The following is a 21492-nucleotide window of genomic DNA, read 5'->3' as shown; positions in this document are numbered from 1 at the left end:
GCAGTCGACGTACTCCAGGGAGTGCCATGACCAGCATGAGCCGCATGGTCGCGTTCGCAGCCGCCGCCGGACTCCTCACCACCCTCTCCGCCACGGGCGGCACCGCCTCGGCCGCGCCGCTGACCGGCGGGGGCTGCACATCCTCCGTCCCGTACACAGCGGGCCAGGAGGGCTATGACACCTACCGCATCCCCGCGACCGTCATGACCCGGGCCGGCACGCTGCTCGCCTTCGCCGAGGGGCGGCACAGCGGCGCCGGTGACACCGGGAACATCGATGTCGTCCTCAGACGGTCGTCCGACGGCGGCTGCACCTGGAGCCCGCTCCGCGTCGTCGCGTCCGGCGGCGGCGACACCCGCGGCAACCCGGCGCCGGTGGTGGACCCACGGACCGGCCGGATCGTCCTGCTCACGTCCTACAACAGCGGCGCGGTGACCGAGGCGCAGATCATGCGGGGCGAGGTCACGGCGGAGCAGAGCCGGCGCGTCTTCGTCCAGACCAGCCGTGACGACGGGCGGCACTTCTCCGCCCCGCGGGACATCACGGCCCAGGCGAAACTGCCGGGCTGGCGCTGGTACGCCACCGGCCCCGGCCACGCGATCGCGCTGCGCCACGGACCGCACGCCGGGCGCCTGGTCGTGCCCGCCAACCACTCCGCCGCCCCGCCCACCGGGTCCGCCGACACCGGTCAGGAGCCGAAGTACTACGGAGCGCACGCGCTCTACAGCGACGACGGAGGGATCACCTGGCGGCTCGGCTTCGTCGACGACTCGTACGACGGGGTCGACAACGCCAATGAGAGCTCCGTGGCCGAACTCCCCGACGGACGGCTCTACTTCACCTCGCGCGACCAGAACGGCACCAGCCTTGGCAACCGCCTCGACTCCTACTCCAGCGACGGCGCCGAGACCCTGGACCGGCCCTTCGCCGTCCAGCCCACCCTGAACGACGTCCCCGTCGTCCAGGGCAGCGTCCTCCAGCTGACCGGCCGCTTCGCCCCTCTCCTCTTCTCCGGGCCGTCCGTCCCCACCGTCCGCCAGTCCATGGCCGTCTGGCGCAGCACCACCGCCGGCGCGACCTTCGTGAAGGCGAGCACCCTGTCCACCCAGCGAGCCGCCTACTCGGACCTCGTCCAGCTCGGCACCTCCCGGGTCGGCATCCTCTACGAGACCGGTGTCACGGGACCGTACGAGAGCGTCGAGTTCAGGCGGCTGCCGTCGTTGAGCGGACTGCTGGGGTAGCGGTGTCCGGCCCCGGCCGGAGCGACGCGGTGTCCGGCCCTAGAGCAGTCCCGCCGAGGCCAGGTACTTCCCGACCCGCTCGACCTCGCCCTGCGACAGCGGTACCTGGGGTTCCGCCGTCGCGGGGCAGTCGATGACGCCCCGCAGGAACAGCGCGGCCTTGAAGGCGCCGAGGGCCGAGGAGCTGCCGCCCATCCGGGCCGGGTCGCCGACGCTCACCAGGCCGAACAGCTCGCACAGCCGCTCCTGCTCCGCCCGGGCCCGCTCCCAGTCGCCCGCCGCGCACAGCTCGTACAGCCGTACGTAGCCCGCCGGATCCACATTGGCCAGGCCGGGGACCGCGCCGTCCGCGCCGAGGGCCAGGGCCGAGTCGACGACCACCTCGGAGCCGGTGAGCGCGGTGAAGCCGGTGACGCGGGGGTGGGTACGAACACCGGTGACGACCGTGCGGAAGGCGCCGAGGTCGCCGCTGGAGTCCTTGAGACCGGCCAGCACACCGTCGGCGGCGAGTTCGAGGACCAGTCCGGGGCTCAGCTTGGTGTGGACGGAGGCCGGCAGGTCGTACGCGAACACGGGGAGCGACGCGCGGGCGGCGACGACACGGAAGTGGCGGGCGATCTCCGCGGGATGGGTGCGGGTGTAGAAGGGGGCCGTGACCACGATCGCGTCCGCTCCCGCGGCGCGGGCGGTGTGCGCGTGGTCCAGGACGCGGGGCGTCGTCATGTCGATCGCACCGGCCAGGACGGGGAGTTGACCGGCGACATGCCCCGCCGCCGTCTCCACCACCAGTTTGCGCTGCGCGTCCGTCAGATAGGCCACCTCGGACGTCGAGCCGAGGACGAACAGGCCGTGCACCCCGCCGTCCACCAGATGGTCGATCAGTCTGGTGAGCGACGGGACGTCCACCTCGCGGTCCGGTGTCAGGGGCGTGCAGACGGGCGGTACGACACCGGTCAGCGGGGCGGGGAAGGTCATGAAGGCTCCCGGATGTGCTGCTGGAACGGAACGTCGGCCATGGCGGCGGACTCGGCCTGGGCGACCAGGGTGCGCGTCGACCGGCCCTCCTCGACAGGATGGTGACACCGGAAGCGGTGACCCGGGCTCGACGCGGCCGTGAACTCCGGCATCCGGGTCGCGCACTCCTCGTCCGCCTTCCAGCACCGGGTGCGGAAGGGGCAGCCGCTCGGCGGGCGCGTCGCCGAAGGGACGGGCCCGGTCAGCGGAATCGGCTCGATCGGATCCAGCAGGCCCGGGGTCGCCGAGAACAGCGCCCGGGTGTACGGGTGGCGGGAGCCGTCGGTGACCTCGTCGGCCGGGGACTCCTCCACGATCCGGCCCAGGTACATCGTGATCACCCGGTCGCTCATCCGGCGCACCGTCTGGATGTCGTGGGACACGAACACCAGGGCCAGGCCCAGGCGTTCCTTCAGATCGAGGAGCAGGTTGAGGATCTGCGCGCGGACCGACACGTCCAGCGCGCTCGTCGGCTCGTCGGCCACCACCAGCTCGGGATCCAGGGCCAGGGCGCGGGCGATCGCCACCCGCTGGCGCTGACCGCCGGAGAGCTGGCCGGGCAGCGCGTCCGCGAGGGCCCGGGGCAGGCCGACCAGGGACATCAACTCCTTCACCCGGTCGGCCCGTTCGGCCGAGGTGCCGCGTCGGTGCACATCCAGCGGGTCGCGCAGGATGCGGCGCACGGGCAGCCGGCGGTTCAGAGCCGTCGACGGGTCCTGGAAGATCATGCCCGTGCTGCCGCCGACGGCCGTGCGCCGCTCGTCCGGTTTCAGGGACCACAGGTCGCGGCCGCGGAAGGTCACGGTCCCGGAGGTCGGCCGCTGCACCCCCACGAGCACCTTCGCGAGCGTCGATTTGCCGCAGCCCGACTCGCCGACGACGCCGATCGTCTCGCCGGGCACGATGGTGAGATCGGCGCCGGTCAGGGCGTACACCCGGTCCCTGGTGAACACACCGCCGCTGCGCGCCTTGTGGACGACATGCACGTCGGTGAGCCGGACGAGCGCGTCCGTCCGGCGGGCCTCGGCCTCCCGCACCGGCGCGGTCATGTGACGGCCCCCGGCGCCGTCGGATCGGTCCTCACTTCACGGCCTCGCTCTCCGTGGTCACCAGGTCGACGGCCGGGTGGTGGCAGGCCGCCGTGTGCGTGTGCGGGCCGACCAGGTCCGGCGCCGTCGTCCGGCACACCTCGCTCGCCATCGGACACCGGTCGGCGAACCGGCAGCCGGCCGGGAAGTCGGCGGGGGAGGGGACGACCCCCCTGATCTGCGTCATGCGCTCCGCGGCCGACTCCAGGGACAGCACGCTGCCCAGCAGCCCGCGCGTGTAGTGGTGTGCCGGGGACTCCACCAGGTCCGCCGTCACCCCCGTCTCCACGATCTGGCCGCCGTACATCACGACCACCCGGTCGGTGACCGCCGAGATCAGCGCCAGGTCGTGCGAGACGAGGATCAGCGCGAAGTCCAATTCCGCCCGCAGCCGCAGCAGCAGCTCTATGACCTGCGCCTGGACCGTCACGTCCAGGGCCGTCGTCGGTTCGTCCGCGACGATCAGCTTGGGCTCGCGGGACAGGGCCATCGCGATCAGGACGCGCTGGCGCTGGCCGCCGGAGAGCTCGTGGGGGTAACTGTGCAGGGTGCGCTCGGGATCGAGGCCGACCAGAGAGAGGAGTTCGGCCGCCGTGCGCTTGCCGCCCCGCCGTATCACCTGCTTCAGCTGTGCCCTGATCGTCATCGCCGGGTTCAGGGAAGACAGCGCGTCCTGGTAGACCATCGCCATCTCGTGGCCCAGCAGTCGGCGCCGTACCCGCATCGGCTCGCCCACCAACTGCCGCTGGTCGAAACGGACATGGCCGCGCACCCGGGCGCCCTTCGGCTCCAGGCCCATCACGGTCAGGGCCGTCAGCGACTTCCCGCAGCCCGACTCGCCCACCAGGCCCAGGACTTCGCCGGGATACACCTCGAAGCTGATGCCGTCGACGATGTCCACACCGCGGTGCCGGTCGTCGAAGCCGATGGCCAGATGCTCGACGGCGAGGACGGGCTGCCGGCCCGACGGGAGCGGGCGGGCCCGTGAGCGCAGCCGGGCGGCGGCCTCCGCCAGACCCGGCAGTTCGAGGACCGTGCCGCTGCCCGGCTCGGGGGCTTCGAGGCGGTCCTCGGCGGGGGGCACGGACACCTCCCGGGCCGCGGGCGCGGCCCACGCGTCGGAGACACCCTCGGACAGGATGTTCAGGCACAGCACGGTGACCAGCATCAGCAGGCCCGGGAAGACGGTGGCCCACCAGCCGCCGGTCAGCACCATGTTCTTGCCGTCGGCGATGACGCTGCCCCAGGACGGGGCCGGGGGCCGTACGCCCGCGCCGATGAAGGACAGCGAGGCCTCGAACACGATCGCCTCGGCGACCTGCACGGTGCAGAACACCAGGATGGGGGCCGCGCAGTTGACGGCCACGTGCCGCAGGACGATGTGCGGGGTGCGGGCGCCGATCACCTGCTCTGCCGTGACGTAGTCCTCCCCGTACTGGTCGAGGACGTTCGCCCGCACGACCCGGGCGACGGGCGGGGTGAACAGGAACGCGATCGCGCAGATCAGTACGGTGATGCCGCCGCCGAACACGGCGACGAGCACGGCGGCGAGCGCGATGCCGGGGAACGCCATCACGACGTCCAGGCAGCGCATCAGCGTCTCGTCGACCGCCTTGCGCGAGGTCGCGGCGACCGCGCCGAGCAGTGCTCCCACGACCAGGGCGAGCGCGGTGGCGCCGAGACCGATCGCCAGGGACCAGCGCGCCCCGTACATCAGCCGGCTGAGGATGTCCCGGCCGAGACTGTCCTGCCCCATCCAGTGACCGGCCGACGGATGCCCGGTGCCGTCCGCCTGCGGCCGCTGGTCGAGCGGGTCGTGCGGCGCGAGCAGGGGGGCGAACAGCGCCACCACGAGGACCACGGCCAGGAAGCAGACCGCGATCCTCGACAGCGGCGGCAGCCTGCGCCAGCCGCGCAGCCGGATTCCGGGCCGGGCGAGGGCCCCCGCCAGATCCTTCCGCGTGAACATCAGGTCGCTTCCCTCAGTCGTGGGTTGACCAGCAGATACAGGATGTCGATGACGAGGTTCACGACCACGAAGCCGATGGCCGTGGTCAGGACGACGCCCTGCACGACCGCCGGGTCACCGTTCTGCACGGCGTCGATCATCAGCTTGCCCATGCCGGGCAGCGAGAAGATCGTCTCGATGACGACCGCGCCGCCCAGCAGATAGCCCACGCGCAGGCCCAGCACGGTGAGCGGGTTCATGAGGGCGTTGCGCAGGACGTTGCGGCCGACGACCACCCGGGGCGGCAGCCCGCTGCCGATCGCGGTGCGCACGTAGTCCTTGTCGAGCTCCTCGACCACGGACGTCCGGACGATCCGGGTGAGCTGGGCCGCGACCGGCAGCGAGAGCGCGAGCGCGGGCAGCGCCATGGTCTTCAGCCAGCCCGAGAGCGAGTCGGCCGGGTTGATGTAGCCGCCGGTCGGGAACCAGCCCTGGTCGACGGCGAGGTACTGGATCATGAGCAGCGCCAGCCAGAAGCCCGGTGCGGCGACCCCGGTCAGGGACACCACCCGGATGATCTGGTCGGGCAGCCGGTCGCGGTAGATCGCGGCCGTGACCCCGCCGAACAGCGCCAGCACCACCGCGATGCCGAGCCCCAGGAAGGTGAGCTGGAGCGTGAGCGGCAGCGCGGTGGTGACCTGTTCGACGACCGGCGCCCGGGTCAGCGCGCTGGTGCCCATGTCGCCGTGCACCAGGTCCGCCACGAAGTGGAAGTAGCGCACGGGCAGCGGATCGAGCAGTCCGTTCTGCTCCCGGAAGTCGTGCAGCTGCTGCGGGGTCGGGTTGGCGCCCTGGAAGAACGCGGACGCCGGATCGACGTCCGAGAACCGCATCACCAGGAACACGAACAGGACGATCCCGAGCATCAGCGGCACGAGCAGCGCGACGCGGCGCAGCAGGATCCTGACGATGGCGACCACGTACGAACTCCCTCGTCGCCTAGACCCACTTGGCTTGCAGCAGGTTGATGCCCGGGTAGGGCTGGGGCCTTATCCCCGCGAGCCGGCGCGGATTCCACGCCGTCATCAGCTCGTTGTGCACGACCGGGTAGAGCACGGCCTGCTCGGCGACGACGTCGATGTAGCCCTGGATCATCGTCTTCTTCTTGTCGGCGTCCGGTTCCTGCGTCGCCCGGTCCATGTCCTTGAAAAGCTGCTTGGCGACCGGGTCGCCGGCCCAACGGGCGTAGCCCATCCACAGGTTCTGGGGGCCGTAGTTGTAGTGCATGATCAGGTCGGCGTCGAGGCCGAACTGGTTGGGGTTCGAGGCAGCGGCCACCACCTGGTAGTCCTGCTTCTGGTCCATCTTGGTGAACACGGCCGTGGTCTCCTGCGGGGACAGCGTCGTCTGTACGCCGATCGCGTCCCAGGACGCCTTGATGGTCGGCAGGCAGTCGACGATCCAGCTGACGTTCACCGACAGGATCTCGATCTTCAGTCCCTTGACCCCGGCCGCCTTCAGGAGCTTCTTCGCCTTCTCCGGGTCGTAGGAGTAGACGGTCTTCGCGGGCCGGTAGGAGGGGTTGGCCTCGTTGAGGAAGGAACTCGACGGCTTTCCGTGCCCCCTGAGGGCGACCTCGACCATCTTGCCGGTGTCGATGGCGTAGCGCAGCGCCTGGCGGACGCGTACGTCGTCGAACGGCTTGTGCTGGGTGTTGAACATCAGGAACAGGTTGTTCATGCCCGCGCCGCCCTGGACGGTCATGCCGCCCTTGCGGAGCTGTTCGATGTTGGCGTACGGGATGTTGTCGGCGATCTGGGCAGCGGCGCTCGCCCCGGAGATCTTCGCGACGCGGGGCGCGGCGTCCACTATGGTCAGCCAGTTCATCTTCTTGAAGGCGGGCTTGCGCGGCCCGTTGTAGGCGGCGAACGCCTCGAACGTCGTGTTGGACTTCGGGTGGTGCGCGGTCTGCCGGTACGGGCCCGAGCCGATCGCCTTGCCCTTGATCGCGTCGTCCCAGGCACCCGGCTGGGAGAAGACGTGCTTGGGCATGATCTTCGCCAGGGTGAGCCGGGAGATCCCTTCGGGGAACGGGAACTTGAGGACCAGCTCGACGTTCTGCGCGTCGATCTTGCGGACTTCCTTCAGCCAACTGGCGAAGAAGCCCTTGGCGAGGGTCTGGGTCTTCGGATCGAGTATCCGGTCGAAGACGAAGACCACGTCGTCGGCGGTGACCGGCTTCCCGTCGTGGAACGTGGCACCCGCCCGCAGCGTGAACTTCCACGACGTGCCGGTGAGGTCGGCGGGCACCTGGGTGGCGAGCGCGGCGTAGGGCTCGCGGGAGATCGGGTCGGTGTCGAGCAGGCCCTCGTAGATGTGGTTGTTGGCGGCCATGCAGAAGGCGGACGCGGTCTGCGTCGGATCCCAGCTGCCGTCGTTCCCGTAGCCGATCACGGCCGTCAGTGTGGCGTTCCTGCCGCTGCCCGAACCGCCGGTGTCGTTCGTCGACTCCGGCCCGGATGTGCAGGCGGCAAGGGTCGAGGAGAGGGCGGCGGCCGCGCCCAGGGCCCCGGTGTACTTCAGGAACGACCGGCGGTGCAGCGCCGGAGTGCGGTTCACGTCGCGCACGGTTCCTCCAGCAAGGAGTGGTCCAGTTGAGCGGTCCGGTGAGGCGGTGGAGCGGTCGGTGCGATGGCCCGGGAGCAGGAGATACGACGTCCTACGTCATAGGGGGCAGCGCGACCATAAGAGGGGGCGCTCGGAGGGTCAAGGGATCGCACACGAATGGCGTATCTTCCACAGGTGCGACCAATGGCGGTATGAATCAGGGCAGTTGGCCGAACTTGGCGTTTAATCAGCCCGGAGGTGGGACGTCCGATGTCCAGCGAGCGTACGATGCGGCGCATGCCTGAGGAGACCGGGAACCGGCGTCGGCCCGAGCGCCGGGTGAGCAGTCAGATTCAGCGCGAGGTCATGCAACTGATCCTCGACCAGGGGCTTCCGGCCGGTGCGCCGCTGCCCACCGAGACCGAGCTGATGACCGATCTCGGCGTGAGCCGCAACTCGGTCCGTGAGGCACTCAAGGCCCTCCAGGCACTCGACATAGTCGAGATCCGGCACGGCTACGGCACCTATGTGGGCGAGGCGTCCATGACGCCGTTCGTCGACGGACTGACCTTCCGCACGCTCGCCCGTCCGGACGATCCGACCGGGGCGCTGGCCGAGATCCTCCAGGTCCGCGAGGTGCTGGAGGAGGGACTGATAAGCCGGGTCGCCCAGGTGCTGACCGAGGAGGAGCTGGACCGGCTCGAAGCCGTCGTCACGGAAATGGAGACGGCGGGCGACGACGGACGTTCCTTCCCCGAACTCGACAGCGAGTTCCACGAGTTGCTGTACGCCTCGCTCGGCAACCCGCTCGTGCCCCAGCTGCTCGGCGCGTTCTGGACCGTCTTCCGCCGGGTCGCCGCGGTGCGCGGCTGGACCGACGACATCACCCCGGAGGTGACGGCCCGCCGTCACCGCGACATCCTCACCGCTCTGCGGGTACGGGACGTCGAGGGCGCCCAGCGCGCGATGGCCGACCACTTCCGAGGAATCGAGACACGGGCGGCCCAGGGCTCCCGCGGCGTGAGCTGAACGGGCCGTGGCCGAAACCGACCCCGACTCGCAGCCCGGCGGGCGACCCGGCGCCGAAGCCGAGAGCAGCACTTGGGACCCGGGCGGCGCGGGTGTGCTGTCGTTGCCCTCCGGCCGGCTGATCCGGGGCCGGGCCCTGCGCCGGCCGCTTCCGGCCGACGGCGGCCCCCTGCCCACGTACGCCGTCCACCTGCTCGGCGGACAGCCGCCCCCGGTCCCCTGGGAAGCCCGCTGGCTGCGCTGGCCGGACTTCCGGCTGCCCGCCGACCGCGCCGAGGCCCGCGCGGTCCTCACCGAGGCCTGGCGGCGGGCGGCCGACGAACGCGTGGAGATCGCCTGCGGCGGCGGCCGTGGCCGCACCGGCACGGCCCTGGCCTGCGTCGCCGTCCTCGACGGCGTACCGCCCGAGGACGCGGTGGCGTACGTACGCCGGCACTACGACCGGCACGCGGTGGAGACACCCTGGCAGCGCGCGTACGTACGCCGCTTCGGCGCCCAGAGGTGATCCGGACGGCCCCCTGCGTCGCCCCGCGATGGAGGGGGCAACCGTGCGGGTGCATCCACGGACGCGTCCGGGCCGTACGCCTCACACATCCCGGCGGTCCACCGTCACGATCGCGACGACGGCCGACACCGCGGCCCAGGCGGCGAAGGTGATCCAGGCGCCCGTGACCGTCGCCTGGTGGCGGGGGACCAGGGTGAAGGGGGCGTGGGCGTAGGTGATGTCCGCCAGGCGGTTCCAGGCTTTGACGGGCTGGGCGTGTTTCACCGCGGCCGTCCAGACATAGCGGTCGGTGATGAAGCTGGGGATCAGCAGGAGCACGGCGGTGGCGGCGACCATCGTGGTGGCGCTGTGCCGGATGAGGGACCCGAGCGCCATACCGGCGAGCGCGCAGACCGGGGCGAGGAGCGCCGAGGCGCAGACGACGCGCAGCGCGCCGGGGTGGGTCAGGGAGACGCCCGCGGCACGGGTCGAGAGGATCGCCTGCGTGGAGGCGAACGAAGCGCCCGCGACGAAAGCGCCGTAGACCGTCATCACCGTGGTCACCAGGACCACCTTCGCCGCCATCAGCGCACGCCGGTCGGGAACGGCCGCGAAGGTCGTCCGCACCAGGCCGGTCGCGTACTCGCCCACGATCGTGATCGCGCCGATGCTCGCCACCGCCAGGACCAGGATCATCGCGGAGCCGTCGGTGAAGGCGTCCCGCAGGGCCAACCGGGCCATCTGCGACCGCATTTGAGCGTCGAAGCGCGGATAGTCGGCCGCGTCCACCCGCGCCGCGTTCGCGTTGAACGCGATCACCGCCAGGGCGCCCGCGCCGAGCGCCCAGTACGTCGAGCGCAGCGAGCAGAGCTTGATCCACTCGGCGCCGAGGAGATCCCGGAAACGGGGAGCGGGAGCAGGAGGGAAAGGGGGAGCGGGCGTGGAGGCGGGCGTGGCGGTGGTTGTCATCGGGAGTCTCCGGCGAGGAATTCGGCGCTGTCGGCGGTCAGTTCCATGAACGCCGCTTCCAGGGAGGCGGCCTGCGGGGTCAGCTCTTCGAGCAGGATCCGGTGCTGGAAAGCGAGTTCGCCGATACGCGCCGCGCTCAGCGCCGACACCTTCAGCGTCCGCGCGTCGTACGGAGCCACCGCCGCACCCTCGGCGGACAGCACCGCCGTCAGCCGTTCGACGTCCGGCGTGCGGACCGTCACGGCATGCCCGGTGCCGCGCGCCGCGAACCGTGCCGCGCTCTCCGCGGCGATCAGCTCACCCCGTCCGATGACGATCAACTCGTCGGCGGTGTGCTCCATCTCCGACATGAGGTGACTGGAGACGAAGACCGTGCGGCCCTCGCCCGCGAGCCTGCGGAACAGGCCGCGCACCCACAAGACACCTTCCGGGTCCAGGCCGTTGAGCGGCTCGTCGAAAAGGAGCACCGGCGGATCGCCGAGCAACGCGCTCGCGATCCCCAGGCGTTGCTTCATGCCCAGCGAGTAGCCGTCGACGCGGCGGCGGGCCGCGGAGCCCGAAAGTCCCACCTCGCGCAGCACCTCGTCGACCCGGCCCGCCGGGATCCGGTTGCTGCGCGCGAGAGCCGACAGATGGGCCCGCGCACTGCGCCCGCCGTGCACATCGCCCGCGTCCAGGAGTGCGCCGACATGCCGCAGTCCGCGCGGCCGGTCCCGGAACGGGCGCCCGTCGACGGTGGCCGTCCCGGTGGTCGGCGCGATCAGACCGAGCAGCATGCGCAGGGTCGTCGTCTTTCCCGCTCCGTTCGGGCCGAGGAACCCGGTGACGTGCCCCGGCCGCACCTGGAACGTCAGTCGCCGTACGGCCGTCGTGTCGCCGTATCTCTTCGTCAGTTCGTCGACTTCGATCACGCCGACACGGTCCCGCCGACCACCGGCCGGGCACATCGGCCCGGCGCGGACACTCTCCGGCGGGGCGTGTCGACCCCGGGTGTACGTCCACGGGCCGATGCCCGCGCCCCACCGCCTGCCTACGATCGGCGCATGCATGTCACGCCGCCGCTTCCCCCGCTCAAGCGTGTGCCGCCCGGCGCCTGGGTGGCCCTGGCCTGGTGCGCCAGCACCCTGTTCACGTTCCTCGCGCGCATCCGACTGCCCGGCGAAGAGACGGCCAATGAGGTGGCCGCCGTCCAGTTCTACCGCTGGGACGGCCTGCTGTTCCTCACCGTGGCGTGCGCCGTCGCCCTGGCCGGCAGCCTGCGCCTCGGGCACCGGCCCCTCAACGCCTTCACCCTGCTGCTCGCGGCGGCCGGCGTGCTCACCATCAACCTCGCCGCCGGCGGCATCCAGCTCGCCCAGTACCTGGCCGTCGACATCGCCCTCTACTTCATCGCGGCCGCCCGCCCCCGCCGTACCGGACTCACCGCGCTCGCCATGGCGCTCGCCCTCCTGGTCGCCTGGTTCTCGGTACGACTACTGAGGGGATGGGGCGTCGGCACACTCGTCGAACTGACCGTGGCCCTGACCGTCGTCGTCTCCTGGCTCCTCGGCGACGCCGCCCACCGCACCCGCGTCCACGCCGAGCAGCTGCGTGCGAGGGCGGCCGGTCAGGCCGTCACCGACGAACGCCTGCGCATCGCACGCGAGATGCACGACATGGTCGCCCACAGCATCGGCATCATCGCCCTCCAGGCAGGCGCGGCGGCCCGCGTCGTGCACACCCAGCCGGACGCCGCCCGCGAGGCGATGACAGCGGTCGAGACGGCCGGCCGCGAGACCCTCGCCGGGCTGCGCCGCATGCTCGTCGCGCTCCGCCAGGCCGACCACGCGGACCAGACGCACCCGAGGGACCAGGCGGAACTGACGCCGACGGACCGGGCGGCCCCGGCGGGCCAGGACGGTCCGTCCCACCCGTCCGGAACCCCGGGCTGTGGCACCGCGCACACGCCGGGCGGCCCTCGCGGACACGACGGCCCCGACGCGCCGGGCCGTCCCCCGGCGCCCGGCGAGAACCGGTCGTCCCGCACGGCGCAGGCCGTCCCGCCGCACCCCGCCGAGGGGCTCGCCGACCTCGACCGGCTGGCCGCCGCGACGACGGCGGCCGGGGTCCGCGTGGACGTCCACTGGAGCGGCGAGCGGCGTCAACTCCCGCCGGACATAGACCTGTCCGCGTTCCGGATCGTCCAGGAGTCGATCACCAACGTCGTACGGCACGCGGCGACGACCGCCTGCCGGGTGACGGTCGACCACCGTGAGACGGAGGTCGCCGTCGAGATCACCGACGACGGCCGGGGACGGGGCAGCACCACGGACACGGGGTTCGGTCTCATCGGCATGCGCGAGCGAGCCGCCCTGCTGCACGGCGAGTTCACCGCGGGCCCGCGCCCCGAGGGCGGTTTCCGCGTGAGCGCCCGCCTCCCGCTCCCGGCCACGAGCCAGGCTGGTGCCCGATGACGGTCCGCGTGGTCCTCGCCGACGACCAACAACTGATCCGTACGGCCCTGCGCATGGTCATCGCCGACATCGAGGACATCGAGGTGGTGGGCGAGGCGGAGAACGGCGAGGAAGCGGTGGCACTGGCCGGGAGACTCAGCCCCGATGTCGTCGTCATGGACATCCGGATGCCCGGCATGGACGGCATCGAGGCGACCCGCCGGATCACCGCGGACACCACGGGGCCGAGCAGTGAATCGAGGATCGTCATCCTCACCACGTTCGACGACGACGATTACGTGTACGGGGCGCTGCGCGCGGGCGCGTCGGGGTTCCTGGTGAAGGACATGGGCCTGGACGACATCATCGGGGCGGTCCGCGTGGTGGCGGCCGGGGACGCCCTCATCGCCCCCGCCGTCACCCGCCGGCTCATCCAGGACTTCACCGCCGCCCGCCCCGAACTTGCTCGTGCACAGCGTGAGTTGAAGGGCATCACCGAGCGCGAGCGCGAGGTGCTGACGCTGGTCGGCAGCGGGCTGTCCAACACGGAGATAGCCGAGCGGCTCTTCATCAGCGTGGCGACGGCGAAGACGTATCTCACCCGCCTGCTCTCCAAGCTGGACGCGCGGGACCGCGTCCAGCTCGTGATCATCGCGTACGAGGCGGGGCTGGTGTCGGTGAACCGGTGAACCGGTGAGCGCGGACCGGTCGGCTTTCTCAGGCGGTCAGGTCCGTCCGGGCCGGTGAGGGGAGGCCGGTGGCATGGAAGCGGACTCGTGGCGGATGAACCATTCCGTGGCCAGCAGCCTCTCGCGGCCGGCCCGGGGGAGGGCGGCGATCCGCCCCGGCAGCGCTCCCCGTTCCACTTCGGAGCGGTGGGCGAGCACGGCCTCGATCTTCCGGTCCAGCCAGGGACGTACATCGACCGTCACGCCGACCCATTCGTCCGGGACGCTGAACATCGGCCTGCCCTCCCGGACCAGCAGCGCGCCCAGGTTCCGGGCGGCGGAGTCCGGGTGTGTGGCCAGGTAGAGCGAGCGCGGCCGCCACGCGGCCCCGGCGTCGGGGTAGAGCCGGTCCAGTCCGGCGGCCTGGACCGCGAGCACGGTCACCCGGTGGGTGTGGACATGGTCCGGGTGGCCGGTCAGCCCGCCGTAGGCGTCATGGGTGATCACGATGTCCGGGCGGATCTCCCGGATGTGCGCGACCAGTCGTCGTACGGCGTCGTCGAGCGGCGCGTCGCAGAACCGGACGGCTCCCGGTGCCGACTGCGGCATCCGCGCGTCGGCGTAGCCGAGCATCCGCGGTGCGCCCGCGCCGAGGACGCGCAGTGCGTCGGCCAATTCCGCGGCACGGTGGGTGTCTTCCGCCCAGGTCGCCGTGACGACCGCGGTCCGGGCTCCCGAAGCCGCGTGCCGGGCGAGTACGCCGCCCGCGGACAGGGACTCGTCGTCGGGGTGCGCGAACACCGCGAGAAGGCTCGGAAAGGTCATCGCCGGGGTCGTACCCGCTCAGTCCTCGACGCCGGCGACGAACGCGGCCCAGGCGTCCGCGCCGATCAGCAGCACGGGCCCGGCGGCCACCTTGCTGTCCCGTACGGGGACGACACCGGGGACCTGGTCGGCGACCTCGACGCAGTTGCCGCCCTCCCCGTTGCTGTGACTGCTCTTGCGCCAGCGGGCGTTGCTCAGGTCGTAGGCGCGCATCGTCTGAACTCCTCCGCCGCCGCCTCGATCAGGGCAAGGGACGCCTCCGGCGACAGCGCGACGGCCCTGAGCAGATCGTATGCGTGCTGTGCACGCTTCACCATGGCCGGATCGTCGACGAGGGTTCCCGAAAAGGACGTCTCCGTGTAGGCCGTTGGCGGGGCGTCCTCGAAGTCCATGAGCCTGAGGTCCCCGGTCATGAGCGCGTGCGCTCCCGCCGCGTACGAGATCACCTGTACGGCAGCCCTGCGCTCCCGCACCGCACCCACGATGTGGTCGAGTTGCCCGGCCATCGTCACCGCCCCGCCCACAGGAATGCGCAGCACGCTCTCGTGCAGCACCACCCAATACATGGGCCTTGTAGCGTCACCGAGAACGTGGGCCCGCTCCAGCCGGGCGGACACTTTCTCCTCCACGTACTCGTCCGTCGCGAACGGATTGGCGGCCAGCGTCACAGCCCGCGCATAACCCGCCTTCTGCAACAGACCCGGCACCAGCGCGGGCGCGAACTCCGCGATCTTTGTCGCCGTCCGCTCCAGTTCGACGACCGCCGCGAAATACCCCGCGTACCGTTTGTCGTCGATCAGTTTGTGCCACATTCGCTCGAAGAAGCCGTCGCTCCGCAGGAGCGTGTCGATCCGCCGGGCCACGTCCAACTGTGGTTTACGGATGGCCTGTTCGAACTGGCCGATATAGCCCCCGGAGACAAAAACTCGCGCACCCAACTCCACCTGGGTGAAACCCGCGTCCTCCCTGCGTCGTTTCAGTTCTGAACCGAAAAACTCCCAGGCAGCCTGCCGAGAACCATTGGCCACGGCCAACCCCCTTACGCTGCGCCGCATTTGTAGCGAACCGAATCCTGTCGATTCTAGATGCGGAGCGTCACCATGAAGATGCGAAGCGTGAAACGCAAAGGGACAGGTGAGCAGAGTGGAAGAAGAACCGTCACCGGCACATGAAGTCGCCGCCCGGCTCCCGGCGGCCCGGCGATGAAGCCGCCGGAGTCGCCGGAGCCTCCGATCGGTTCCTACGCCGTCGACACGTACACGGGGAAGGTGGGCACGGTCATGGGGAGCGAGGGGCCCTACGTGCAGCTGAGACCGCTCGGCGGGGGCCGGGAGTGGGACTGCGCGCCGGAGGCCGTCCGGCAGGCCACCGCGGCGGAACGGCTCAGCGCGGGGACCGCGTACGCCAACGCGCGCAGCCGCGGCGAGGTGCCTTGAAGACGGCCTCCGGACGCAAAGCGACCCATCGGGGCCGGGGCGCGGGCGCCGTAGGCGAGAATGGGCCGTATGAGTCTGTTCCGCGACGACGGCATCGTGCTGCGCACCCAGAAGCTGGGTGAGGCGGACCGGATCATCACGCTGCTCACGCGCGGTCACGGCCGCGTACGGGCGGTGGCGCGTGGCGTCCGGCGGACCAAGTCCAAGTTCGGGGCGCGCCTCGAACCCTTCTCCCATGTGGATGTCCAGTTCTTCGCGCGGGGCAGCGAGCTGATCGGCCGCGGTCTGCCCCTGTGCACACAGAGCGAGACGATCGCTCCGTACGGTGGCGGAATCGTCACCGACTACCCGCGCTACACCGCGGGCACCGCGATGCTGGAGACCGCCGAGCGGTTCACCGACCACGAGGGGGAGCCCGCGGTGCAGCAGTATCTGCTGCTGGTCGGCGGGCTCCGCACCCTCGCCCGGGGCGAGCACGAGCCGCACCTCGTCCTCGACGCCTTCCTGCTGCGCTCCCTCGCGGTCAACGGCTACGCGCCCAGTTTCAGCGCCTGTGCCAAATGCGGCATGCCGGGTCCGAACCGGTTCTTCTCGGTCGCCGCGGGAGGTTCCGTCTGCGTCGACTGCCGGGTGCCCGGCAGCGTCGTACCCTCGCCTCAGGCCCTCGAACTTCTCGGCGCGCTGCTCACGGGAGACTGGGAGACCGCGGACGCGTGCGAGCCGCGGCACGTCCGGGAGGGCAGTGGGCTGGTGTCGGCCTATCTCCACTGGCATCTGGAGCGCGGACTGCGTTCCCTGCGGTACGTGGAGAAGTAGGCGCCGTCCGGCAGGCCGGGGCGGCGTCATCGCACAAGCGCGGCACGAGCGCGCGAGAACACACAGAACAGCAAGCAGAGCGAGACGAGCGCCCGGCGCACGCGAGCAAGCAAGAGGGAGACGAGAAGCACATGGTCGTACGCGGGTTCCTGGGCCGCCAGCGCCGCGAGTACAAGACGCCGGAACCGCACCCCTCCGGTGCCCGCGCGCCCAAACTCCCCGGTGAGCTCGTCCCGAACCATGTCGCGATCGTCATGGACGGGAACGGCCGCTGGGCCAAGGACCGCGGGCTGCCCCGCACCGAGGGCCACAAGGTCGGTGCCGAGCGCGTCCTCGACGTCCTCCAGGGCTCGATCGAGGTCGGCGTCGGGAGCATCTCCCTGTACGCCTTCTCCACCGAGAACTGGAAGCGCTCGCCCGACGAGGTGCGCTTCCTGATGAACTTCAACCGCGACTTCATCCGCAAGACCCGTGACCAGCTCGACGAGCTCGGTATCCGGGTGCGCTGGGTGGGCCGCATGCCCAAGCTGTGGAAGTCGGTCGCCAAGGAGCTCCAGGTCGCCCAGGAGCAGACCAAGGACAACGACCGGCTCACCCTGTACTTCTGCATGAACTACGGCGGCCGTGCCGAGATCGCCGACGCGGCGCAGGCGCTGGCCGAGGACGTGAAGGCCGGCCGCCTCGACCCGTCCAAGGTCAACGAGAAGACCCTCCAGAAGTACCTGTACTACCCGGACATGCCGGACGTGGACCTGTTCCTGCGCCCGAGCGGCGAGCAGCGCACCTCCAACTACCTGCTCTGGCAGAGCGCCTACGCCGAGATGGTCTTCCAGGACGTGCTGTGGCCCGACTTCGACCGGCGTGACCTGTGGCGGGCCTGCGTCGAGTACGCGCAGCGCGACCGCCGTTTCGGCGGAGCCGTCCCCAACGAGCAACTGCTCGCGATGGAGAAGGACATGAGGGGCGACGGGTCGTAGCACCAGCCGCCTGCAGCGCTGTTCGAATCCGGCGTTACGATCACGGCTCATCACCACCGAACTGGGGAGGGGCCGTGGTCGAGGACCAGGGTGCTGCGCAGCCACAGGAGTTGCCGCAGCAGGAGTTGCAGGGGCAGGGGCACGGGGCGGATGCCGTCGAGCTGGAGTACCGGCCGACCGTCGCGGACCTCGTGTCGGCGCTGAAGGCGCGCAGAGGTGTCAGCAAGGCGGGCAGAAGAACGTACTGGGTGCTGGGCTGCATGGCCTTCGTGGCCGTGCTGGAGGGTGAGCAGGCGTTGACCGGACACGGAGGGTCCCTGTTCCTGACCATCTGGCTGGCCGTCTGCGTGCCCCTCGTCCTGCTGTCGCCCCGGCTCACGGCCCGCCAGTTCCAGCGGCTCGCCGAGCGCCAGGGCACGTTCCGTGTGACCGTCACGGACGCCGGGCTGACGGTGACCACGGACAACTCCACCACGGCGCTCAACTGGGTCGCCCAGCCCCGCTACCGGGAGACGAAGGACGTCTTCGTCATGGTCAGCCCCGACAAGAACGCGGTCGGTTTCACCGTGCTGCCCAAGCGCGCCGTGCGCGCCCCCGAGGACGTGGACCGGCTGCGAGCGATCCTCGACCGCAACCTGACCCGCGTTTGAGCCCACCGGGGCTCTGCCGCGAGTCTGCCTCCGGGTGGGGGCTCAGCCCTTCGCCGCCGCGCACTCCGCGCACGTACCGAAGATCTCCACCGTGTGCGCCACGTTCACATAGCCGTGCTCCGCGGCGATGGACTCCGCCCACTTCTCGACGGCCGGCCCCTCCACCTCCACAGCCTTGCCGCAGACGCGGCACACGAGGTGGTGGTGGTGCTCGCCGGTGGAGCAGCGCCGGTAGACGGACTCGCCCTCCGACGTGCGCAGGACGTCGACCTCGCCGGCGTCGGCAAGGGACTGGAGCGTGCGGTAGACCGTGGTGAGCCCGACCGAGTCGCCCTTGTGCTTGAGCATGTCGTGGAGCTCCTGCGCGCTGCGGAACTCGGCCACCTCGTCGAGCGCGGCCGCCACGGCGGCACGCTGCCGGGTGGAACGGCCCCGGACGGGCGATCCAGCGGTTGTCACCGTTGCCTCCTCACGTCTGCCCTTGCCCGGCCATTGTGCCAGTCCGGGCTGTGCCCGGTCAGACGCCGACCGTGCTCTCCGGGCCACGCGTGGCGGGAATCGCGCACTCCGCGGGGTCCCCGGCCGTCTGCGCCGCGGCCACCGCACGGGCCCGGCGCCGGGCCAGTGGTGTCGCCAGCGCCGTCAGCGCGATGAACGCGCCGATCGTCAGGAGCACGATCGTCGAGCCGGGCGGCACATCCTGGTAGAACGACGTCACAGTGCCGCCGATCGTCACGCTCACACCGATCGCCACCGCGACGGCGAAGGTCGCCGCGAAGCTCCGGGTGAGCTGCTGGGCCGCCGCCACCGGCACGACCATGAGCGCGCTGACCAGCAGCAGGCCGACCACCCGCATCGCGACGGTCACCGTGATCGCCGCCGTGACCGCCGTCAGCAGGTTCAGGGCCCGCACCGGCAGACCGGTCACCCGCGCGAACTCCTCGTCCTGGCTGACCGCGAACAACTGGCGTCGCAGCCCCAGCGTGACGAGCAGGACGAAGGCGCCCAGCACACAGATCGCCGTCACGTCGGACACGCTCACCGTCGACAGCGAGCCGAAGAGGTACGAGGTCAGGTTGGCGTTCGAGCCGCCCGGCGCGAGGTTGATGAACATCACGCCGCCCGCCATGCCCCCGTAGAAGAGCATGGCCAGCGCGATGTCCCCGCGCGTCTTGCCGTACCAGCGGATCAGCTCCATGAGCACGGCGCCCAGCACGGACACGGCCGTCGCCATCCACACCGGTGACGTGTTCAGCAGGAAGCCGAGGCCGACGCCCGTCATCGCCACATGGCCGATCCCGTCGCCCATCAGGGCCTGACGGCGCTGGACCAGGTAGATGCCGACGGCGGGCGCGATGACGCCCACCAGGACGGCGGCGAGCAGTGCCCGCTGCATGAAGGCGTAGTCGAGGATGTCCATCAGCTCAGCAGTCCCGTCCGGATGGGTTCGGCGTCATGAGCCGCGTGCGGGTGTACATGGTCGTGGCCGGGCAGCGCGTGCTGGCCGACCGCGCGCGGCGGCGGGCCGTCGTGCAGCACACAGCCGTCCCGCAGGACGACCGCGCGGTCGATGAGCGGCTCCAGGGGGCCCAGCTCGTGCAGGACGAGCAGCACGGACGTGCCCTGGGCGACCTGGTCGCGCAGGGTCGCGGCCAGCACCTCCTGGCTGGCGAGGTCCACGCCGGCCATCGGCTCGTCCATGATCAGCAGTTCGGGCTCGCAGGCCAGGGCGCGGGCGATGAGGACACGCTGGTGCTGTCCGCCCGACAGGGCGTTCACGGAGTCCTTGGCGCGGTCCGCCATCCCGACGAGCTCCAGGGCCCGCCGGACGGCCGCGTGATCGGCCTTGCGCAGCATGCCGAAGCGGGCCCGGGACAGCCGGCCCGAGGCGACGATCTCGGTCACCGTCGCCGGCACACCGCCCGCCGCCGTGGTCCGCTGCGGGACGTACCCCACCCGGTGCCAGTCGCGGAAACGGTGGCGCGGAACGCCGAAGATCTCGATCTCGCCGCCGCTGACGGCGACCTGGCCGATGATGCTGCGCACGGCGGTCGACTTGCCGGAGCCGTTGGCGCCGAGCAGCGCGACGACCTCCCCACGGCTCACCGTGAGATCGATGCCGCGCAGGACCGGGCGCGAACCCAGCTCCGCCCGGACACCCCTCAGGGACACGACGGACTCGCTCACGACGTCCTCCACAGTTTTCACTTGGCGCCCAGCGCCGTCTGCAGTGCCTTCAGGTTCGACTCCATGACCTGCATGTAGTCGCTGCCCCTGGACTTGTCGGTGATGCCTTCGAGGGGGTCGAGGACATCCGTCCGGAGCCCCACGTCCCGGGCGATCGTGCCGGCCGTCCTGTCACTGACGAGCGTCTCGTAGAACACCGTCGTGACGCCGTCGGCCTTCGCCAGGTTCTCCAGGCCCTTCACCCGGTTCGCGCTGGGCTCCGACTCCGGGTCCAGGCCGTTGACGGCCTCCTCGGTGAGCCCGTAGCGCTCGGCCAGGTAGCCGAACGCGGCGTGGGTGGTGATGAAGGTCTTGGTCTTCGTGTCCGCGAGACCGTTACGGAAGTCGGTGTCCAGCGCGGTGAACTTCTTCCGCAGCTCCGCCATGTTCTTCTCGTAGTCCGCGGCGTGCTTCGGGTCGGCCTTCTTCAGCGCGGCCGAGACACCCTCGGCGACCTGGCCGAACCGCACCGGGTCGAGCCAGACGTGCGGGTCGGAGGCGCCGGTCTCCTCGCCCTCGCTGTGGTCGTGCGCGGCGGCGTGCCCGCCGACCTCGTTGCCGTGCTTCTCCAGCGTCGTCAGCGAGGCGGCGTCGATCTTCGTCTTGACCCCGGACTGGGCCACCGCGTCGTCGACGGCCGGCTGGAGATTCTTGAGGTAGAGGACGGCGTCCGCGTCCTGGAGCCGCGCGGTCTCGCGGGCGCTGATCTCCAGGTCGTGCGGTTCCTGGCCCGGCCGGGTCAGGTTCGTGACGTTCACATGCGTCCCGCCGATCTGCTCGGCGAGGTACTGAAGCGGGTAGAACGACGCGACCACATCGAGTTTTCCGTTGCTTTCGGCGTCGGCCGAGGCGGAACCCGAGCAGGCCGTGAGAGCGCCGAGGCCGAGGGCTGTGGCCGCCACGACCGAGGTCCCCGATATGAGGCGTCGTCGTACGTTCATGACACTCATTTTCAACAAATGTGGAAACGATTGTCAACAAGCCCTCGTCCGGACGCCCTCACACCCCCCGACAACACGCATCAAGCGGATCTAAGCGGCAGTAACCGGCCCACTCCGCGAACCGATTTGATACAGGGGTGG

23 protein-coding genes are annotated in these 21492 nt (G+C 70.8%); 9 read left to right on the top strand and 14 right to left on the bottom strand.

Going from position 1 to position 21492, the window contains the following annotated elements; genetic code table 11:
- Positions 1-26 precede the first annotated feature (26 nt).
- The gene (locus ACZ4N5_RS12580; protein WP_467757058.1) at positions 27-1241 is read left to right on the top strand and encodes a sialidase family protein; all 1215 of its coding nucleotides are present in this window, start codon (positions 27-29) and stop codon (positions 1239-1241) included.
- A gap of 39 nt (positions 1242-1280) precedes the next feature.
- Here ACZ4N5_RS12580 and ACZ4N5_RS12575 read toward each other — a convergent pair whose 3' ends face one another.
- From ACZ4N5_RS12575 to ACZ4N5_RS12555, 5 genes are read right to left on the bottom strand one after another with little or no spacing between them, the layout of a single operon-like run.
- Positions 1281-2216, bottom strand: a complete 936-nt coding sequence (locus ACZ4N5_RS12575) for a dihydrodipicolinate synthase family protein (RefSeq protein WP_467757057.1) — start codon at positions 2214-2216, stop codon at positions 1281-1283.
- On the bottom strand, positions 2213-3304 hold the full coding sequence (locus ACZ4N5_RS12570; RefSeq protein WP_467757056.1) for an oligopeptide/dipeptide ABC transporter ATP-binding protein: 1092 nt from the start codon (positions 3302-3304) through the stop codon (positions 2213-2215). Before ACZ4N5_RS12570 ends, ACZ4N5_RS12575 begins: the two co-directional genes overlap by 4 nt.
- A 31-nt stretch (positions 3305-3335) precedes the next feature.
- A complete protein-coding gene (locus ACZ4N5_RS12565; RefSeq protein ID WP_467757055.1) occupies positions 3336-5312 on the bottom strand; it encodes a dipeptide/oligopeptide/nickel ABC transporter permease/ATP-binding protein in 1977 nt (658 codons plus the stop codon).
- A complete protein-coding gene (locus ACZ4N5_RS12560) occupies positions 5312-6271 on the bottom strand; it encodes an ABC transporter permease (protein ID WP_467757054.1) in 960 nt (319 codons plus the stop codon). The genes ACZ4N5_RS12565 and ACZ4N5_RS12560 overlap by 1 nt, the downstream gene beginning before the upstream one ends.
- Before the next feature lie 19 nt (positions 6272-6290).
- Positions 6291-7919: an ABC transporter substrate-binding protein gene (locus tag ACZ4N5_RS12555; RefSeq protein WP_467757053.1), complete on the bottom strand. Its 1629-nt coding sequence runs from the start codon at positions 7917-7919 to the stop codon at positions 6291-6293.
- Between the two features lie 267 nt (positions 7920-8186).
- Here ACZ4N5_RS12555 and ACZ4N5_RS12550 point away from each other — a divergent pair, with 267 nt between their 5' ends.
- Together ACZ4N5_RS12550 and ACZ4N5_RS12545 are read left to right on the top strand one after the other, a co-directional pair.
- Complete coding sequence (locus tag ACZ4N5_RS12550) at positions 8187-8927, top strand: FadR/GntR family transcriptional regulator (RefSeq protein WP_467757138.1); 741 nt, start codon at positions 8187-8189, stop codon at positions 8925-8927.
- A gap of 94 nt (positions 8928-9021) precedes the next feature.
- Entirely contained in the window at positions 9022-9432 is a 411-nt protein-coding gene (locus ACZ4N5_RS12545) for a protein-tyrosine phosphatase family protein (protein ID WP_467757137.1), read from the top strand.
- An 81-nt stretch (positions 9433-9513) separates the two neighbouring features.
- Here ACZ4N5_RS12545 and ACZ4N5_RS12540 read toward each other — a convergent pair whose 3' ends face one another.
- Together ACZ4N5_RS12540 and ACZ4N5_RS12535 are read right to left on the bottom strand one after the other, a co-directional pair.
- The gene (locus ACZ4N5_RS12540) at positions 9514-10380 is read right to left on the bottom strand and encodes an ABC transporter permease (protein ID WP_467757052.1); all 867 of its coding nucleotides are present in this window, start codon (positions 10378-10380) and stop codon (positions 9514-9516) included.
- Complete coding sequence (locus tag ACZ4N5_RS12535) at positions 10377-11291, bottom strand: ATP-binding cassette domain-containing protein (protein ID WP_467757051.1); 915 nt, start codon at positions 11289-11291, stop codon at positions 10377-10379. Before ACZ4N5_RS12535 ends, ACZ4N5_RS12540 begins: the two co-directional genes overlap by 4 nt.
- A 132-nt stretch (positions 11292-11423) precedes the next feature.
- Between ACZ4N5_RS12535 and ACZ4N5_RS12530 the strand changes: the two genes are divergently transcribed.
- Entirely contained in the window at positions 11424-12833 is a 1410-nt protein-coding gene (locus ACZ4N5_RS12530) for a sensor histidine kinase (protein WP_467757050.1), read from the top strand.
- Complete coding sequence (locus ACZ4N5_RS12525) at positions 12830-13501, top strand: response regulator (RefSeq protein WP_467757049.1); 672 nt, start codon at positions 12830-12832, stop codon at positions 13499-13501. The genes ACZ4N5_RS12530 and ACZ4N5_RS12525 overlap by 4 nt, the downstream gene beginning before the upstream one ends.
- Before the next feature lie 36 nt (positions 13502-13537).
- On the opposite strand, the gene ACZ4N5_RS12520 is transcribed toward ACZ4N5_RS12525, so the two are convergent.
- From ACZ4N5_RS12520 to ACZ4N5_RS12510, 3 genes are read right to left on the bottom strand one after another with little or no spacing between them, the layout of a single operon-like run.
- Complete coding sequence (locus tag ACZ4N5_RS12520; protein ID WP_467757048.1) at positions 13538-14305, bottom strand: PIG-L deacetylase family protein; 768 nt, start codon at positions 14303-14305, stop codon at positions 13538-13540.
- A gap of 18 nt (positions 14306-14323) precedes the next feature.
- Positions 14324-14518: a DUF397 domain-containing protein gene (locus ACZ4N5_RS12515; RefSeq protein WP_467757047.1), complete on the bottom strand. Its 195-nt coding sequence runs from the start codon at positions 14516-14518 to the stop codon at positions 14324-14326.
- Entirely contained in the window at positions 14500-15333 is an 834-nt protein-coding gene (locus ACZ4N5_RS12510) for a helix-turn-helix domain-containing protein (protein ID WP_467757046.1), read from the bottom strand. The genes ACZ4N5_RS12515 and ACZ4N5_RS12510 overlap by 19 nt, the downstream gene beginning before the upstream one ends.
- A gap of 174 nt (positions 15334-15507) precedes the next feature.
- On the opposite strand from ACZ4N5_RS12510, the gene ACZ4N5_RS12505 reads away from it, so the two are divergent.
- The 4 genes from ACZ4N5_RS12505 (at position 15508) to ACZ4N5_RS12490 (ending at position 18184) form a co-directional block, all read left to right on the top strand.
- Positions 15508-15741, top strand: coding sequence for a hypothetical protein (locus tag ACZ4N5_RS12505; protein WP_467757045.1), 234 nt, complete (start codon positions 15508-15510; stop codon positions 15739-15741).
- Positions 15742-15810: 69 nt separating this feature from the next.
- A complete protein-coding gene (gene recO, locus ACZ4N5_RS12500) occupies positions 15811-16557 on the top strand; it encodes a DNA repair protein RecO (protein ID WP_401326716.1) in 747 nt (248 codons plus the stop codon).
- A gap of 131 nt (positions 16558-16688) precedes the next feature.
- Positions 16689-17534 carry an isoprenyl transferase gene (locus ACZ4N5_RS12495; protein WP_467757044.1) on the top strand — a complete coding sequence of 282 codons (846 nt, stop codon included), beginning with the start codon at positions 16689-16691 and terminating at the stop codon, positions 17532-17534.
- A gap of 74 nt (positions 17535-17608) precedes the next feature.
- The gene (locus ACZ4N5_RS12490; RefSeq protein WP_467757043.1) at positions 17609-18184 is read left to right on the top strand and encodes a YcxB family protein; all 576 of its coding nucleotides are present in this window, start codon (positions 17609-17611) and stop codon (positions 18182-18184) included.
- Between the two features lie 42 nt (positions 18185-18226).
- On the opposite strand, the gene ACZ4N5_RS12485 is transcribed toward ACZ4N5_RS12490, so the two are convergent.
- Genes ACZ4N5_RS12485 through ACZ4N5_RS12470 form a run of 4 tightly spaced genes read right to left on the bottom strand, consistent with a single transcriptional unit; the run spans position 18227 to position 21351 of the window.
- On the bottom strand, positions 18227-18643 hold the full coding sequence (locus tag ACZ4N5_RS12485; protein ID WP_355845555.1) for a Fur family transcriptional regulator: 417 nt from the start codon (positions 18641-18643) through the stop codon (positions 18227-18229).
- 58 nt (positions 18644-18701) lie between these two features.
- Entirely contained in the window at positions 18702-19604 is a 903-nt protein-coding gene (locus tag ACZ4N5_RS12480) for a metal ABC transporter permease (RefSeq protein ID WP_467757042.1), read from the bottom strand.
- Positions 19604-20371, bottom strand: a complete 768-nt coding sequence (locus ACZ4N5_RS12475) for a metal ABC transporter ATP-binding protein (RefSeq protein WP_467757041.1) — start codon at positions 20369-20371, stop codon at positions 19604-19606. Before ACZ4N5_RS12475 ends, ACZ4N5_RS12480 begins: the two co-directional genes overlap by 1 nt.
- Before the next feature lie 17 nt (positions 20372-20388).
- A complete protein-coding gene (locus ACZ4N5_RS12470; protein WP_467757040.1) occupies positions 20389-21351 on the bottom strand; it encodes a metal ABC transporter substrate-binding protein in 963 nt (320 codons plus the stop codon).
- Between the last annotated feature and the right edge of the window lie 141 nt (positions 21352-21492).

Source organism: Streptomyces sp. NPDC026500, from assembly GCF_055567635.1.
This window is presented reverse-complemented; position numbering and strand designations above follow the sequence as displayed.